The organism is Nonomuraea sp. NPDC049695, from assembly GCF_040674955.1.
Classification (GTDB): Bacteria; Actinomycetota; Actinomycetes; order Streptosporangiales; family Streptosporangiaceae; genus Nonomuraea; species Nonomuraea helvata.
This window is the reverse complement of sequence record NZ_JBFANV010000061.1, coordinates 1-15,476: the sequence shown is the minus strand read 5'-3', so window position 1 is coordinate 15,476 and position 15,476 is coordinate 1. Positions and strand designations below refer to the sequence as shown.

At 69.5% G+C, this 15,476-nt stretch carries 16 protein-coding genes; 4 read left to right on the top strand and 12 right to left on the bottom strand.

From position 1 onward, the window contains the following. Positions 1-44 precede the first annotated feature (44 nt). The 4 genes from AB0J64_RS38265 to AB0J64_RS38250 are packed head-to-tail and all read right to left on the bottom strand — an operon-like array spanning position 45 to position 4,202. Entirely contained in the window at positions 45-869 is an 825-nt protein-coding gene (locus tag AB0J64_RS38265; RefSeq protein WP_364038623.1) for a carbohydrate ABC transporter permease, read from the bottom strand. Next, a complete protein-coding gene (locus AB0J64_RS38260; protein ID WP_364038620.1) occupies positions 866-1,750 on the bottom strand; it encodes a sugar ABC transporter permease in 885 nt (294 codons plus the stop codon). The genes AB0J64_RS38265 and AB0J64_RS38260 overlap by 4 nt, the downstream gene beginning before the upstream one ends. Next, on the bottom strand, positions 1,747-3,003 hold the full coding sequence (locus AB0J64_RS38255) for a sugar ABC transporter substrate-binding protein (RefSeq protein ID WP_364038617.1): 1,257 nt from the start codon (positions 3,001-3,003) through the stop codon (positions 1,747-1,749). Before AB0J64_RS38255 ends, AB0J64_RS38260 begins: the two co-directional genes overlap by 4 nt. A gap of 35 nt (positions 3,004-3,038) precedes the next feature. After that, the gene (locus AB0J64_RS38250; protein ID WP_364038614.1) at positions 3,039-4,202 is read right to left on the bottom strand and encodes a PLP-dependent aspartate aminotransferase family protein; all 1,164 of its coding nucleotides are present in this window, start codon (positions 4,200-4,202) and stop codon (positions 3,039-3,041) included. Positions 4,203-4,213: 11 nt separating this feature from the next. Here AB0J64_RS38250 and AB0J64_RS38245 point away from each other — a divergent pair, with 11 nt between their 5' ends. Further along, positions 4,214-5,341, top strand: coding sequence for a LacI family DNA-binding transcriptional regulator (locus AB0J64_RS38245; protein WP_364038611.1), 1,128 nt, complete (start codon positions 4,214-4,216; stop codon positions 5,339-5,341). A 20-nt stretch (positions 5,342-5,361) separates the two neighbouring features. On the opposite strand, the gene AB0J64_RS38240 is transcribed toward AB0J64_RS38245, so the two are convergent. From AB0J64_RS38240 to AB0J64_RS38215, 6 genes are read right to left on the bottom strand one after another with little or no spacing between them, the layout of a single operon-like run. Then, the gene (locus tag AB0J64_RS38240) at positions 5,362-6,849 is read right to left on the bottom strand and encodes a cation acetate symporter (protein ID WP_364038608.1); all 1,488 of its coding nucleotides are present in this window, start codon (positions 6,847-6,849) and stop codon (positions 5,362-5,364) included. Then, entirely contained in the window at positions 6,846-7,274 is a 429-nt protein-coding gene (locus tag AB0J64_RS38235; protein WP_364038605.1) for a hypothetical protein, read from the bottom strand. The genes AB0J64_RS38240 and AB0J64_RS38235 overlap by 4 nt, the downstream gene beginning before the upstream one ends. Then, positions 7,274-8,026 (bottom strand): LytTR family DNA-binding domain-containing protein, encoded by a 753-nt coding sequence (locus AB0J64_RS38230; protein WP_364038602.1) that lies wholly within the window; start codon positions 8,024-8,026, stop codon positions 7,274-7,276. The genes AB0J64_RS38235 and AB0J64_RS38230 overlap by 1 nt, the downstream gene beginning before the upstream one ends. Positions 8,027-8,059: 33 nt before the next feature. Next, positions 8,060-9,238, bottom strand: coding sequence for a histidine kinase (locus AB0J64_RS38225; RefSeq protein WP_364038599.1), 1,179 nt, complete (start codon positions 9,236-9,238; stop codon positions 8,060-8,062). A 15-nt stretch (positions 9,239-9,253) separates the two neighbouring features. Then, entirely contained in the window at positions 9,254-9,658 is a 405-nt protein-coding gene (locus tag AB0J64_RS38220) for an HIT family protein (protein WP_364038596.1), read from the bottom strand. Continuing rightward, on the bottom strand, positions 9,655-10,362 hold the full coding sequence (locus AB0J64_RS38215; RefSeq protein WP_364038593.1) for a DUF1838 family protein: 708 nt from the start codon (positions 10,360-10,362) through the stop codon (positions 9,655-9,657). The genes AB0J64_RS38220 and AB0J64_RS38215 overlap by 4 nt, the downstream gene beginning before the upstream one ends. Positions 10,363-10,415: 53 nt before the next feature. On the opposite strand from AB0J64_RS38215, the gene AB0J64_RS38210 reads away from it, so the two are divergent. Together AB0J64_RS38210 and AB0J64_RS38205 are read left to right on the top strand one after the other, a co-directional pair. After that, positions 10,416-11,921, top strand: a complete 1,506-nt coding sequence (locus tag AB0J64_RS38210) for an MFS transporter (protein WP_364038590.1) — start codon at positions 10,416-10,418, stop codon at positions 11,919-11,921. After that, on the top strand, positions 11,922-12,497 hold the full coding sequence (locus AB0J64_RS38205; protein WP_364038587.1) for a TetR/AcrR family transcriptional regulator: 576 nt from the start codon (positions 11,922-11,924) through the stop codon (positions 12,495-12,497). 153 nt (positions 12,498-12,650) lie between these two features. Here the strand turns inward: AB0J64_RS38205 and AB0J64_RS38200 are convergent, their stop codons facing one another. Both AB0J64_RS38200 and AB0J64_RS38195 read right to left on the bottom strand, forming a co-directional pair. Then, the gene (locus tag AB0J64_RS38200) at positions 12,651-13,535 is read right to left on the bottom strand and encodes a LysR family transcriptional regulator (protein WP_364038584.1); all 885 of its coding nucleotides are present in this window, start codon (positions 13,533-13,535) and stop codon (positions 12,651-12,653) included. A gap of 28 nt (positions 13,536-13,563) precedes the next feature. Continuing rightward, positions 13,564-14,022, bottom strand: a complete 459-nt coding sequence (locus tag AB0J64_RS38195; protein WP_364038581.1) for a LysR family transcriptional regulator — start codon at positions 14,020-14,022, stop codon at positions 13,564-13,566. A gap of 555 nt (positions 14,023-14,577) precedes the next feature. Here AB0J64_RS38195 and AB0J64_RS38190 point away from each other — a divergent pair. Next, on the top strand, positions 14,578-15,476 hold an 899-nt coding region (locus AB0J64_RS38190), incomplete at its 3' end, for an MFS transporter (protein ID WP_364038578.1).

Below are 15,476 nucleotides of genomic sequence, written 5' to 3'. Positions count from 1 at the left end.
GATGACCTGAGTCAAGGGCAGTCAGCCGAGATTCATCGGATGCATCACCCCTTTACCGCTCCCGCGGTGAGCCCTTCGACGATGTAGCGGCGGATGGCGGCGAACAGCACCAGCGTCGGAAGCACCGAGACCACGGTGGCGGCGGCCATCGATCCCCAGTCGATGTCGTACTGGGTGATGAAGGAGTTCATGGCGACCGGGATGGTCTTGGAGTCCTCGCTGTCGATGAACGTGATCGCCAGGAAGAGTTCGTTCCAGCACTGGACGAAGGCGAAGATGAACGTGGCCGCGATGCCCGGCAGCATGACCGGGATCACCACCCGGACCATGGCCACCAGCCGCGAGGCCCCGTCCACCTGCGCGGCCTCCTCCAGCGCGACCGGCACCCGCTCGTAGAAGCCGCGCATGATGATCGTGGAGAACGGCACCAGCATGGCCACGTACACGAGCATGAGCCCGGCCAGCCGGTTGAGCAGGTCGAGGTCGGACATCAGCAGGTAGAGCGGGCCGAGCGCGATGAACAGCGGGAGCATCTGCGTGACCAGGTACGCCAGCATCAGCGCGCCCCTGCCGGGGAAGGCGAAGCGGGCCAGCGTGTAGCCGCCGAGCACGCCGATCGCGGTCACCGCGGCGGCCGCGACGAGGGAGACGAGCAGGCTGTTCAGCAGGTACGCGCCGAAGTCGGCGAAGGAGAACAGGTCCGCGTAGTGCTCGAACGTCACCGTGCCCGGCCAGTACTTGAGCGGCATCGAGAAGATCTCGGGCTTGGGCTTGAGCGAGGTGACGACGATCCAGTAGAGGGGGAACAGGGTGATCAGCAGCCAGGCGCCCAGCACGACGACCTTGGCGGCGGTCGCAACTCGTCTCATCGGGCTTTCTCGAATCTCGTCGCGTTGAGGTAGAAGACGCTGAAGGAGAGCAGCAGGCCGAGGGTGAGCAGGCCGACCGCGCCGCCGCGGCCGTAGTCGCCGCCGATGACCTGCTGGATGAGGAAGGTCGTGATGATGTCGGTGCTGCCGGCCGGGCCGCCGCCGGTCATCGAGTAGATGAGGTCGGGGAAGTTCAGGATCCAGATGATGCGCAGCAGCACGATCAGCGCCAGGGTGGGCCGGATGTGCGGCAGCGTGACGTGCCAGAACTGCCGCAGCCGCGAGGCGCCGTCCACCGACGCCGCCTCGTACAGCTCCTTGGGCACCGACTGCAGCGCGGCCATGATCATGATGGCGAAGAACGTGACGCCGTACCAGATGTTCGCCACGATCACCGACGTCATCGCCCATCCCGGGGTGGCCAGGAAGCCGATGCGCTGGTCGATGATGCCGGTCTTGAGCAGCAGGTCGTTGATCACGCCGAACTGGCCGTTGAACATCCACCGCCACAGCAGCCCGATCAGGAATCCCGACATGGCCCAGGGGAAGAACACCCACGCCTGGTAGAGGCCCCTGCCGCGGAAGTGCCGCCGCAGCAGCAGCGCCAGCCCGAAGCCCAGGAAGAACTGGAAGAACAGCGACACGGCCACCCACGTGCCGGTGTTCCGCAGCGCCGTCCAGAAGCGGTCCTCCCCTAAGACGGCCCTGAAGTTCTCCAGGCCGACGAAGGGCGTGGAGGTGATGTCGAACAGGTTGTACTGCTGGAAGGCGATCACCGCGCCGCGGAGCACCGGGTAGTACGTGAAGACGGACACGAACACCACGCCCGGCAGCAGGCACAGCGCGATGAACCTCGCCCTGCGGAGGCTGAAGGTCCTCATGAGACCTTCTTGGCCTGGTCCGTCCAGAAGGCGTCCCACGACTTGAGCACCTCGGCCACGGTCTTCTTGCCGGTGATCAGGGACTGGACGTCACGGTCGGAGTCGACGAGGAACTGGCTCCAGCCCGGGTAGTCGACCGGCCTGATCGTGATCACCTGCTTGGGGTCCTGCTGGGCCTGCAGGTACGCCTTCCACGCGCCCTGCGAGAACTGCGGGTCGCTCTGCGCCTGCTTGGAGATGGGGATGAGCGAGTTGCCCTTGGCGAAGGCGATGCTCTGCTTGGCCTCCGACAGGAACTGCACCAGCTTGACCGCCTCCTTCGGGTGCTTGGTGAACGACGTGGCGCCCCATCCGGCGTAGCCGACGGGCTGGAAGGCGTACCCGGACGGGCCCTTGGGGATGGGGGCCGTGGACCAGGCCGTGACGCCGCTCTCCTGGACGGTCTTGATCACTTCGGGGTCCTGGATGAGCATGCCGGTGACGCCCGAGGTGAAGCCCTGGACCATCTCGGGATAGCCCCAGGAGACGGAGTCGGGCGGGGACGCCTCCTTGAAGATCTTGACGTAGAGGTCCAGGGCCTGGGCGGCCTCGGGGGTGGAGAAGATCGTGCGCTTGTCCTTGAGATAGAACGATTTTTCGGGATTCAGGGCTTCGCCGTTGTACGCGCTGATCATCTGGACCGCGTAGTCCGCGCCGCCCTTGCCGCCCCTGAACGAGTAGCCGTACCGGTTGCCCGAGGTCAGCTTCTTGCCGGCCTCGTAGAGCTCCTGCCACGTGGTCGGCGGCTGGGCCATGCCCCAGTCCGTACGGTAGAAGAGCGTGCGCTCGTAGAACCCGTACGGGATCAGGTAGGCCTTGCCCCCGATCTCGACGGCCTTCTTCTGGGCCAGCTCGGTCAGGTCCGACCAGCCGGGCCACTCCGTGGTGGGCAGCTCGGCCAGCCAGCCGTTGTTGGAGAAGGACTTGGCCGTGTGGTCGCGGACTTCCAGCACGTCCAGGTCCTTCTTGGTCTGCAGGATCTGGGTGATCTTCTGGTCGGCGCTGTCCAGGGGCGGCGAGACCAGCTCGACCTCGATACCGGGATTCGCCTTCTCGAAGTCGTCGAGCAGGGACTTGATGAGCTTGGTCCGCTCGGGACTGGTCAAGCTCTCGATCATGCGGAGCCGTACCCCTCCCGAGGATGAGGGGCCGGAGCCGCACCCGGCGAGCACCAGTGTGGCGGCGACGGCGGCCGCCAGGAAGGGCTTGGTCATGACGAGGCCTCCCGCGTTTAGACAGCGCTGTCAGGTCACGCTAGGCGACCGACCCCCTCCAGCGCTAGACCGAGGTCCTTGATCAACGTGTCCGCCGGCTCCAGACCCACCGAGAGGCGGACGAGGCCGACCGGGATGCCCATGGTGGCCCGTACGCTCTCCTCGGTGGACAGGGCGGGCGCGTTTACCAGGCTCTCGAAGCCTCCCCAGGACACCCCAATCCTGAAATGTCGCAATTTATTGAGGAAACTGCTGACTTCTTCGCGCGACTCCGTGTCCAGGACGAGGCTGAACAGGCTGGAGAATCCCGTCATCTGGCGCAACGCGATGGCATGCCCGGGATGGGACGGCAGCCCGGGATGGTGCACCGCCCGTACGGCCGGATGCCCGCTCAGGAACTCCGCCACGGCCAGCCCCCGCTCCTGGTGCGCCGCCATCCGCACCGGCAGCGTCCGCAGGCCCTTGATCACCTTGGCCGCGTCGTGCGGCGACATGGCGGACCCGTACAGCTGGTACTCGGTCAGCGCCAGCGGCCTGATCAGGCGGGACGGGCCGATCACCACACCGCCGACCAGGTCGCTGTGCCCGCCGATGTACTTCGACAGGGAGTGCACGACGAGATCCACGCCCATGGTGAGCGGCTTCTGGAACAGGGGCGTGGACCACGTGTTGTCCATGACCGTCACCAGCTCGCGCTCCCGGGCCCACGCCGTCACTTCCGCGATGTCCACCACGGCGTAGGCCATGTAGGAGGGCGATTCGAAGTAGAGTAGGCGGGTGTTGGGCCTGATAGCGCTGTCACAACCCGCGAGGTCGCCGACGTGCGTATGCGTGACACCGAATTTCTCCAGGTACCGCAGGAACTGCGTGGTGGGTCCGTACACCGCGCCCAGGACCAGGACGTGGTCCCCGGCCTGCACGAGCGAGGAGATGGTGGCCGAGATGGCCCCCATGCCCGACCCGAAACACTTCGCCCGCTCGCCCCGCTCGAGCGCGGCGAGCTTACGCTGGGCGAGATCGACCGTCGGGTTGGTGCCCCGCCAGTAGACGTACCGCTCGTCCTCGTTCCTGATGGCCTCGCCGAGCTCCTCCGCCGTCGCGAACGTGAACAGCGAGTTCTCGAACACCGGCGGGTTGACCGCGCCCATCACCCAGGGCTCGTCCTCACCCAACCGGCCACAGATCCATTCGTCATCCATGGGGGCAGACTATGACAGCCGCGAGGGAGCGCCGTCGCCTGGAGGAGGAGCGGCGGGAGCGCAGCGACCAGAGCGACGACGGAAGGCGGCGGCCCTCCAGCGACCGAGCCGCCCATGCGGAGCAGGGGCCATCAACACAGGAGGACCGCGAGCGCGGCAAGCCGACCATGGCTGACGTGGCGCGTCACGCGGGCGTGAGTCTCAAGACCGTCTCCCGGGTCGTCAACCAGGAGCCGCACGTCAGACCCTCGCTGCAGGAGCGGGTGCAGGCGGCGATCAGCGCGCTCGGCTACCGCCGCAACGAGGCCGCCGCCCGCCTGGCCAGGGGCGCGACCATGCTGACGCTGGGCCTGGTGATGGAGAACATCTCGAACGAGTTCTACTCGCGCCTGGCCGCCGCCGTCGAGTCCGCCGCGGCCGAGCACGAGGCGCTGGTGGTGTTCGGCTCGTACGAGGAGAGCGCGGCCAAGGAGCGCATGCTCATCGAGTCCATGTACGCGCGCGGCGTGGACTCCCTGATCGTGGTCCCCTCGGCGGCCGACCACGCCTGGCTGGCCGAACACGCCTCGCTCACCACGGTGTTCGTGGACCGGGTCCCGCCGGGGCTGGAGTCGGCGGACGTGGTGCTGCTGGACGACGTGCGCGGCGGCCGGACCGCGACCGAGCACCTGCTGGCCCGCGGCCACCGCCGGATCGCGCTGATCTCGGACGACGAGGGGGTGAGCTCGGTGCACGACCGCGCGACCGGCTACCGCACGGCGCTGCGCGCGGCGGAGGTGCCGGCCCTCGACACGCTGGTGGTACGCGGCATCTTCGACCCGTGGCGGGTCTCGCAGGAGGTCACCCGCCTCCTGGACCTCGCCGACCCGCCGACGGCCTTCTTCGCCACCAACAACCGCGCCGCGATCGGCATCCTCCAGGCGCTGCGCGAGCGGCCCGAGCGGCCCGCGTACGTGGGCTTCGACGACTTCGCCCTGGCCGACGTCTTCAACCCGGGGGTGACGGTGGTCCGCTACGACACCACCCGCCTGGCCCGCAGCGCGGTGGACCTGCTCCTGAACCCGTCACCGTCGCCGCGCCGGGTGAAGGTCCCGGTGGAGCTGGTGGCGCGGGGCTCCGGGGAGCTGCCACCCGCCTGAGCGTCCCGAAAGCGAACCCCCTAGGACGAGCGGGGCCGCCAGTCGCCGCGGTCGAGGTCGAGGTTCTCCGGGGCGTGCAGCCGCACCATGGTCCTCGCGACCCCCGCCGGCACCCGGTGCGGGGTCAGGAACGACACCGACACCATCACCGCGAACGCGATCGGCACCGTCCACGCCGCCGGCTGGGCGAGCAGGGCCCCCGCGGGCCCGTCGTGCGGACCGGCGACGATCGTGACGAGCACCGCCGCGCACGCCAGCCCCCCGCCCACGAACAGCCCGGCCAGCGCGCCCGTCGTCGAGAGGCGACGCCACCAGATGCCCAGCACCAGCAGCGGGCAGAACGACGAGGCCGCCACCGCGAACGCCAGTCCCACCACGTCCGCCACCGGCAGAGCCCGCGCCCACAGCGCCAGGGCCAGCGGCACCACCACCGCCATCAGCGTGGCGATCCTGAACGAGCGCACCCCGCCCTTGAGCAGATCCTGCGCGATCACACCCGCCACGGACACGGTCAGCCCCGACGAGGTGGACAGGAACGCGGCGAACGCCCCCGCCGTGACCAGCGCTGTCAGCACGTCGCCCAGCGTGCCGCCGACCATCCGCGCGGGCAGCGTCAGCACCACCGTGTCGGCGCCGACCACGTCGGGCGCGTAGAGCCGGCCGAGCCAGCCGTAGACGGCGGGCAGCAGGTAGAAGGCCCCGAGCAGGGAGAGCACGACCAGCGTGGTGCGCCGCGCGGCCCGGCCGTCCGGGTTGGTGTAGAACCGCACCAGCACGTGCGGCAGCCCCATGGTGCCGAGGAACGTGGCCAGGATCAGCGAGTACGTCGAGTACAGCCCGTACTCCTTGCCGCCGGACAGCGGCACCTGCCAGGTGGCGGCGTCCTGGACGCTCACCGGGGGCGCCCCGTCCGCCTTCCACGCCATCATCAGGAACACCAGCGGCACGGCCAGCGCCGTCAGCTTGAGCCAGTACTGGAACGCCTGCACGAACGTGATCGACCGCATGCCGCCGGACAGCACGTTCACCGCCACGACGACCGCGACCAGGAGCCCGCCGACCCACACGGGGGCGCCGGTGATCGTACGCAGCACCAGGCCCGCGCTCTGGAACTGCGGCATCAGGTAGAGCCAGCCGATCAGTACGACGAGCACGCTCGCGGTGCGGCGCACGGTCATCGACTCGAGCCTGGCCTCGGCGAAGTCCGGCAGCGTGTACGCCCCGGAGCGCCGCAGCGGCGCCGACACCAGCACCAGCAGCACGAGGTACCCGCCGGTCCAGCCGACGGGCAGCCAGAGCATGTCCACGCCGAACGACAGGATGAGCCCGGCGATGCCCAGGAACGAGGCGGCCGACAGGTACTCGCCGCCGATGGCCGAGGCGTTCCAGAGCGGGCTGACCGTGCGGGAGGCGACGTAGAAGTCGGAGGTGGTACGGGAGAACCTGATCCCGAACGCCCCGATGAGCACCGCCGCCACCATCACCACGAGCACTGCTGTCAGGCTCATTGGCGTTCGACCAACTCGGCGAAGTGGCGTTCGTTCCGCTCGGCCTGGCGCACGTACAGCCAGGCGCCCACGACGAAGGCCGGGTAGATGAGCCCGCCGAGCACCGCCCACGGGAGCGGGATGCCGAGCAGGTCCACCGAGCGCAGCCGGGGGATGAGCAGGAACAGCAGCGGCAGCCCGCCGACCACGCAGGCCAGCACCGTGCACACGAACAGCGCCAGCCTGAACTGGGTGCGCAGGAACGAGCGCATGTAGACCTCGCCCAGCCGGGTCTGCTCGTCGATCTCCCTGGTGGCCGGGTAACGGGGGCGGCGGGCGGCGGCCGTGCGCGGGCTCATCACGGCCACCCGGCGCGTGGTCTCCCGCCGGGAGGCGTCGGTCTTGGGGAGTGGCGCCCGGCGTCCGGGCCGCGGCTCGGGGCTCATCACGGCGCCGACCTCGCCTTCCTGGCCCGGCGGACCAGCAGGTCCCGCAGCTCGCGGGTGTGGCGGCGGCTGACCGGCAGCTCCGTGTCGCCGACCCGCACCGTGCACTTGCCCGAGTCGATGTGCAGCTCCTCGATGTGCTTGACCGCCACCAGATGGCTGCGGTGCACGCGGACGAACCCGGCCGAGGCCCACCGTTCCTCCAGGGTGGCCAGCGGGATCCGGACCAGATGGCTGCCCGCCGCGGTGTGCAGCCGCGCGTAGTCCCCGTGCGCCTCCACGTAGATCACGTCGGCGCTGGAGACGAACCGCGTCACCCCGCCCAGCTCGACCGGGATGGTGTCCGTCTCCCCGCCCTCGACGGGCACGTCGGCGGAGACCGCCACCCGTCTGATCGCCTCCGCCAGCCGCTCCGGTCGTACGGGCTTGAGCAGGTAGTCCTCGGCCTTGATCTCGAACGCGTCCACGGCGTGCTCCTCGTAAGCCGTCACGAACACCACCCGCGGCGGGTTCGCGAACTGCGACAGCAGCCGCCCGAGCACCACCCCGTCGAGCCCGCGCATGCGGATGTCGAGGAAGACCGCGTCGATCGGGCGGCCGTCGGCGATGGCGCGGTCGAGCAGCCGCAGCGCCGCCGCGCCGTCCCTGGCGGTGGCCACCTCGCCGATGCGGGGGTCGGCACGCAGCAGGTACGACAGGTCTTCGAGGGCAGGCAGTTCGTCGTCGACCGCGAGGACCCGTAGTTGTGCCATAGACAGTGATAAAACAGACAACAAAGATCAAGGTCAACGGGCAGAGACGCCTGGGTGATATTTCGGCAACCTGACGTTGACCTTCGTGCCCGCTCCCTGGGCGGTCTCGACGACGAGGCCGTACTCGTCGCCGTACACCTGGCGCAGCCGCTCGTCCACGTTCGCCAGCCCCACGCCGCCCGATGCGGGGATGTCACCTGCGAGGATGCGGCGCAGCCGATCGGGGTCCATGCCGAGCCCGTCGTCCTCGACGCTGATGCGGCACTCGGCGCCCGCGTCCTCGGCGATGATCGTGATGCGGCCGACGCCGTTGCGGCTCTCCAGGCCGTGCCTGACGGCGTTCTCGACCAGCGGCTGCAGGCACAGGAACGGCACCGCGACCGGCAGCACCTCGGGCGCGATGCGCAGCGTCACCTGGAGCTGGTCGCCGAACCTGGCCCGCTCCAGGATCAGGTAGCGGTCGATCGAGCGCAGCTCCTCGGCGAGCGTGGTGAACTCGCCGTGCCTGCGGAAGGAGTAGCGGGTGAAGTCCGCGAACTCCAGCAGCAGCTCCCTGGCCCGCTCCGGATCGGTGCGGACGAAGGAGGCGATCGTGGTGAGCGAGTTGTAGATGAAGTGCGGCGAGATCTGCGCGCGCAGCGCCCGCACCTCGGCCTCCATGAGCAGGGTGCGCGAGCGGTCCAGCTCGGCCAGCTCCAGCTGGGAGTCCACCCATCCGGCCACCTCCTGCGCGGCCCTGACCAGGCCGGCGGAGGCGGTCTGCCCGTAGGCGGCGAGGGCGCCGACGACCCGGTCGTCGGTGGTGAGCGGCACGACGACGGCGTGGCGGATCGGGCATTCGAGCAGCTCGCAGTCGATGGTCAGCACCTGGGTGCGGCCGTCCTTCAAGGTGGCAGCCGCGTGCTCGAACGCCTGGTCGGCGTGGTGGTCGCCGTCGCCGTCGTACACGAGCAGCCGTTCGCCGTCGGTGATGGCGAGTGCGGCGCAGCCGAGCAGCGCGCGCAGGTGCCGCGAGGCGCGCTCGGCGCCGTCGGCGGTCAGCCCGGCCCGCAGCGGCGGCCCGGCCAGCGAGGCGGTGTGCAGGGTCTCGAACGCGGCCCGCTCCGCCGGGCTCGTGCCCAGCTCGCGGCGGCCCCGCATGACGCGCCAGAGCACGATCGCGGGCACGGCGACGAGCACCGCCACCACGGCGACGCCGACCACGTACTCCACGCCGGGGAGCTTAGCTCAGAGGGCCTTCGCTATCAGATCGGCGTACGAGGCGGCCTCCTCGGCGGAGCCGTATGTGGTGCGCGGCCAGAAGAAGCCGCGCAGCCCGTCCTTCCTGTTGCGCGGCACGATGTGCACGTGCAGGTGGGGCACGCTCTGGCTGACGCGGTTGTTCATGGCCACGAACGTGCCGGCGACCCGCAGGCCGCCCTCCACCGCCCTGGCCATGGCCTGCACCCGCTCGAAGAACGGCCCCACGTCGGCCAGGTCGGTGAGCGTCTCCACGTGGATCCTCGGCACGACCAGCACGTGCCCCTTGAAGACCGGCCGCGCGTCCAGGAACGAGACCGCCACCTCGTCGGAGTGCACCATGGTCGCCGCTCGCTCACCCGCGATGATCTCGCAGAACGGGTCGGTGCTCACGGCCTGACCTTGGCCGCGAAGGCCGTCCAGCTCGTCACGTTCGGCGCCGACCACTCGGCAGGGGCGTGCAGGAACCGCTCGCCCACCCGCTCGCGCAGCCGTTCCGGCACCTCGGCCACCTTGGCGCCCCTGCAGTGGTAGACCAGCCCGCCCCCGCGCTGCCCCATCGCCATCCACGGCAGCCACGGCGACACCCGGCACCACGAGAACACGCACGGCACGTCCGGCACGCCGGAGTCCAGGTCCTTGGCCGAGGTGAAGAACTGGAACAGCTCCAGCGCCCGGTAGGTGTCGCTCGCCGAGTTCTCGGGATAGTCGGCGACCTTCAGCGGCGACGGGTAGGCCAGCCGGATGTCCACGTTGTGGACCACCTGGTCGCCCAGGCGGGTCGTGGGCACCGGGTAGGCGCCGAGCCGCTGGTTGACCGGGTCGTTGAAGACGTGCTGCACCTCGACCCTCCGCTCCGTGAACGGGTTGTCCCAGGAGTCGAGCACCTGCCTGCTCCCGGGGTCGAGGTAGAGGGCGGCCTCCCTGGTCAGCAGCTGCCAGCCGCCGTCGGTCTCGACGGCCCTCGCCACATTGAGCCCCTCGAACCCGAACAGGTGGTGCGGCCCGCCGTCGTCCTGCCAGCCGTACACGTCGCCGGTCCAGTAGGAGATCGTCTCCGCGCCGTCGGAGGACGCGCGCACCCGGATGAAATCCATGATCCCCACAGTAGTCCGTTGCTTTGCGACATGGTGTTGCTATCTTTGGCGACATGGCGTTGCTAAATGACGGGACCCGGCAGCAGAGCTGGCTCCCGCTGTTCGTGCTGGGCGTCGGCATGTCGATGATCATCATCGACGCGACGATCGTGAACGTGGCCGTCCCCGCGATCATGGGGGACCTCGGGTTGTCGGCGACGGACGTCGAATGGGTGAACTCGATCTACTCGCTCACGTTCGCCGCCCTGCTCATCCCGCTCGGCCGCACCGGCGACGTGCGCGGGAGGCGCGGGATGTTCGCGCTCGGGCTGGTGGTGTTCCTGGCCGCCAGCATGCTGGCCGCCGCGGCGGGCAGCGGCGCGATGCTGATCGGCGCGCGGGTGATCCAGGGGGTCGGCGCCTCCATGGTGGTGCCGATGACGCTCGCGATCATCAACTTCCTCTACACGGGCACGCGCAGGACCGTCGCGTTCGCCGTCTGGGGGTCGGTCATCGGCGGCATGGCCGCGCTGGGACCTCTGCTCGGCGGCTGGCTGGTGACCGACTTCGGGTGGCGCTGGGCGTTCTGGGTGAACCTGCCGATCGGCCTGCTGGTCCTGCTCGGCACGGTGCGGGTGCCCGAGTCGAAGGACCCGCACGCGGGCGGCTCGGACCTCCCCGGCGGGCTGCTGTCGGTGGCGGGCACGTCGTCGATGGTGTTCGGGCTGATCGAGGGCCAGCGGTACGGCTGGTCCGGCCCGATCCTGGCGGCGTTCCCGGTGGCCGCGCTCGCGCTCACCGCGTTCGTGCTGGTCGAGCGGGCCAGGGCGCGGGCCGGCCGCCCGGTGATCCTGGACCTCTCCCTGCTCGCCATCCCCTCCTTCCGGTACGGCGGCGTGGCCGCGATGATCATCACGCTCGGCGAGTTCGGCCTGATCCTGGTGCTGCCCCTGTTCCTGCAGTCGGCCATGGGGTTCACCGCGTTCCGGACGGGACTGATCGTGGCCACGCTGGCGGGCGGCACGTTCCTGGCGGGCGGCGTCGTGCCCAAGCTGCCGCTGGCGCCGCGGGTCATCGTCCGGCTGGGGCTCGGGCTGGAGGCGGTCGCCGCCATCGCGATCGGCCTGGCCGTCTCACCCTCGCTCGGGCCGTGGACGCTGGTGCCCTGGCTCGTCGTGTACGGGGTCGGCGTCGGGTTCGCCTCGGCCCAGCTCCCGAACGTCATGCTGGCCGACGTACCGGCCCGCCAGTCCGGAGTGGCCTCCGGGCTGCAGAGCACGATCCGCCAGCTCGGCGCGGCCATCGGCATCGCGGTGCTCGGCGCGGTCCTGGTGACCGGGCTCGACCAGGCGATGGCCCGCCACCTGCCCGCCTCGCACGATCTGCGGCGCGCCGTACGCGACAGCGCAGGGGCGGCCGTCGCGGCGATCAGGGACCCGGCCAGACACGCCGCGGCCGTGGCCGCCTCCGCCGAGGCCACCCGCCGGGTCACGATCGTCACGGGGCTCGTGCTGCTCGGCGGCGTCGGGACGACGCTGCTGCTGCCCGATACTGGGGGGAGGCGACGCGAGGAGGAGTGAGTGCCCAGGATCAGCGCGGCCACGGTGGCCGACCACCGGGCCAGCCAGCACGCGGCCCTGCTGACGGCCGCGATGGAGATCCTCGTCGCCGAGGGCCCGGCCGGGCTCACACCGGCGGCCGTCGGGGCCCGCGTGGGGCTGGCCCGCTCCAGCGTCTACCGCTATTTCTCCTCGACCGCCGACATCCTGGCCCAGCTCGTCGAGGACGCCATCCCGCGCTGGACCGCCCGGCTCGAAGAGGCCTCTTCCGAGGCCGAGGGGGCGCGGGAGCGGGTGCGGGCGTTCGGAGCGGTGACGCTGTCCTTCGTCACGCACCCCGACTACGCGCTGCTGCGCGCGGTGTCCTCCGTCGAGCTGCCCCGGGAGTGCCAGGACCGGCTCGACCAGCTCCACGAGACGATGATCGCCCCGCTCCGCGCCACCCTGGCCGACGCCGGGTGCCCACATCCGGACCTGGTGGCGCACCTGGGGTGGAGCATCCTTGGGGAGGCGCAACGCCGACTCGCCACGGGGGCGGACCCCACGGTCGTCACAGAGACCACCCTCACGGTCCTGTGCCGCGCCGTGCTCACCTGAATTCGAGGTAGCCGCTCATGTACTGATCTACCGATCGTGAGACCAGGAATGCTCGGCAAGGACGGGTTCACCCACAGGCAAGGGCGTCAGTGGCCTCGCCCGCCATCGACCCTGGCAAGGCCAGCAGACCGGCTCTTCCAAGTCAAACCTCGTTCAGAATTCGAGTTCGCCGACATCGCGGGCAGCATGGGCGAAGTGTCGGATGAGGTCGTTTTCTGCTGCGGTGCTCCAGATGAGTGCCCAGCGCAGCGGCGGCGCGTCGCGAATGGGCACGTGAACCGTGTCGGGTCGGGCGTAGTAGCGGGTGGAGTGACCGTAAACCGGTGAGACAGCCTCTCCGGCGGCGAGGATGGGAAGCATTTCTTCGCCGGTGGAGACGTTCGGCCCGATGCGGATGGGCCGGCCGCTGGGGGTGCGGGTGGGGACGATCGCCTCGCGCCAGTAGCCGGGGTGGGCGCCGCCCATGACGATCTCGTCGCCGAGGTCTTCGTAGCTCACCCACGTCCGCGTGGCCAGTCGATGCGTGGCTGACACGGCCAGCACGGGGTGTTCGGTGGAGATGATCGGGCCTACGGTGAGGTCGCGCTCCTCGACCGGGAGCCAGGCCAGCAGCACGTCGACCTCCCTGGCACGCAGCGGTCCGAAGGGATCGCTGAAACTGATGTAGCGGAGCTGGATCTCGCAGTGGGGGCGGTGGGCCGCGAACGCGTCGAAGAGGGGACGGAGCTCGGCGGTGTTGGTACTGAGCATGCCCAACCGCAGCGCCTCGTTCTTGTTCTGTGCCTCACGTTTGGCCCGCTCCACACTCTCACCGAGCGCGTGGTATATCGGCCGCAGGTCGTCACGCAAGCGCACCCCCGCGGGCGTCAGCAAGACACTGCGGTTGTTCCGGACGAACAGCTGGGTGCCGATCTGCCGCTCCTGCTTCTTGATCGCCTGGGTGATCCGGGCCGGGGAGACATGCAAGCGCTCGGCGGTACGCCCGAAGTGCAGCTCTTCGGCCAGCGTCAGGAAGATCTCGATGTCCCGCAGTTCCACGCTCGACCTGCCACGATAAGTCGCCGCTTCATGTGATCATGCAGCATTTGTCGTTGCTGTGGTGGTCCACCGTACTCGATCCCCGAGTCCGGAAGGGTTGCGGCCAGGCCTTTTCCGTCAGGGCCGAGTTGGGATCCTCGGCGACGTGGACATCTTGTTCGCCGGACCGAAGGCAGGCTTGCGCGTGGACGAGCCAGGTACCGATGGACATCCTGGACAACAACACCGGTTGTTCGCCGACTGGTGTGAGCCGAACGGCTCGACTGGTGGCTTGAAGTGGGGGTGCCGACATTGCGCTCGTGCTTCTGATCGCCTGACTTACGCGCGCCACGGACATGTGCAGCCGCTCCACCGTGCGGGCGAAGTGCAGCTCCTCGGCCGGTGTCAGCAAGATCTCGATGTCGCTGATCTCCCGTGTGTCCTCCCTGACGTTAAGTCTGCGGTTAACGCAGTGTTGCACGATCCGGCATTGCCCCGGCTCGGCCATATCCGCAACCCTGATCAAGGATGAATCACCACATTGGGGGAAATCGTGCTAGGCAACCGCATACGAGCAGAGCCATGAACATTGTCGCCTCAACGGTCGTCTTCACCGTCGACGATCTGGCAAGCTCCCGCCACTTCCTCACCACCTATCTGGGCTTCCGCGAGGTGCTCGACAGTGGCCGGCGTCGTGAGGGCGCAGCGTGCCGAGCTTGCGGTCCGGGTCGGAGGTCCGGGCGTCGTGCAGGCGGCCGACAGCAGCAGCGCGGCCGCCCCGGCGCTGGGAGGCTTTTAAAAGAGTTATTCCGCTACTGGACAAATCCCGCTCGCTATGGCCATGCACCGATGAGCATGGAGACATCTATCTCATTGCGCGGAGCGCCATTTTATGGCCTCCCCATCGCTAACCCCACCTGCAGGTCGGTGCGCCAGAACCGCTGGTCGCCCAGGCCGGCGAAGCGGGCGCGAACCGGTGGCCGAGCATGGAGATCATCCCGCACACCATTGACCGCGTTCAAAGCGTGAGACCAGTCATCAACTGCTTCTAGAAGGGATGTGCGTGAAAGGGTTGCTCACCCTGACCTGCGCAGGTCAGTTCATGGTGCTGCTGGACAACACGATCGTCGGCGCGGCCCTGCCTGATATGCAGCAGCGGCTGCATACCGGGCTGACCGGCCTGCAGTGGATCGTCGACGCCTACGTGCTGCTGGTGGCCATGTTGCTGCTGTCGGGCGGCGTCTTCGCCGACCGGTTCGGCCGCCGGCGGGTGTTCCTGGCCGGGGTGGTGGTGTTCACGGCCGCGTCGGTGGTGTGTTCGCTCGCGCCCTCGATCGGCTGGCTGATCGCCGGGCGGGTGCTGCAGGGCGTGGGGGCCGCGGCGCTGAGCCCCGCCTCGCTGGCGCTGCTGGCCGCCGCGTATCCCGCCCCGAGGCAGCGCGTCAGAGCGATCGGGTTGTGGGCCGGGCTCAGCGGCATCGGCCTGGCCGCCGGGCCGCTGGCGGGCGGGATCTTGGTGCAGGCGTTCGGCTGGCCCGCCATCTTCCTGGTCAACGTGCCCATCGGGACGGTCCTGCTGCTGGCCGGGCTGCGCGTGCTGGGGGAGTCCCGCAATGCGGGCGCGCCGCCGATCGACGTCCCCGGCACGGTCTTGTCCGTCGCGGGCGTGGGCGCGGTGACCTACGGCCTGATCGAGGGCGGCTCCCGAGGCTGGACCTCGCCGGTGATCCTGGCCGGCTTCGCCGCCGGGCTGGTGCTCCTGGCCGCGTTCGTCGTGGTCGAGGGTCGTGTGTCGGCGCCGGTGCTGCCGCTGCGGCTGTTGCGTCAGCGGCTGTTCACGGTGTCCAGCACGGCGATGGTCGTGGTCGGGTTCGCGCTGATGGGGTCGTCGTTCTTCTTCTCCCAGTTCTTCGTCTCCGTCCAGGGCACCTCGATCCTGGTCGCCGGGCTGCGGACCCTGCC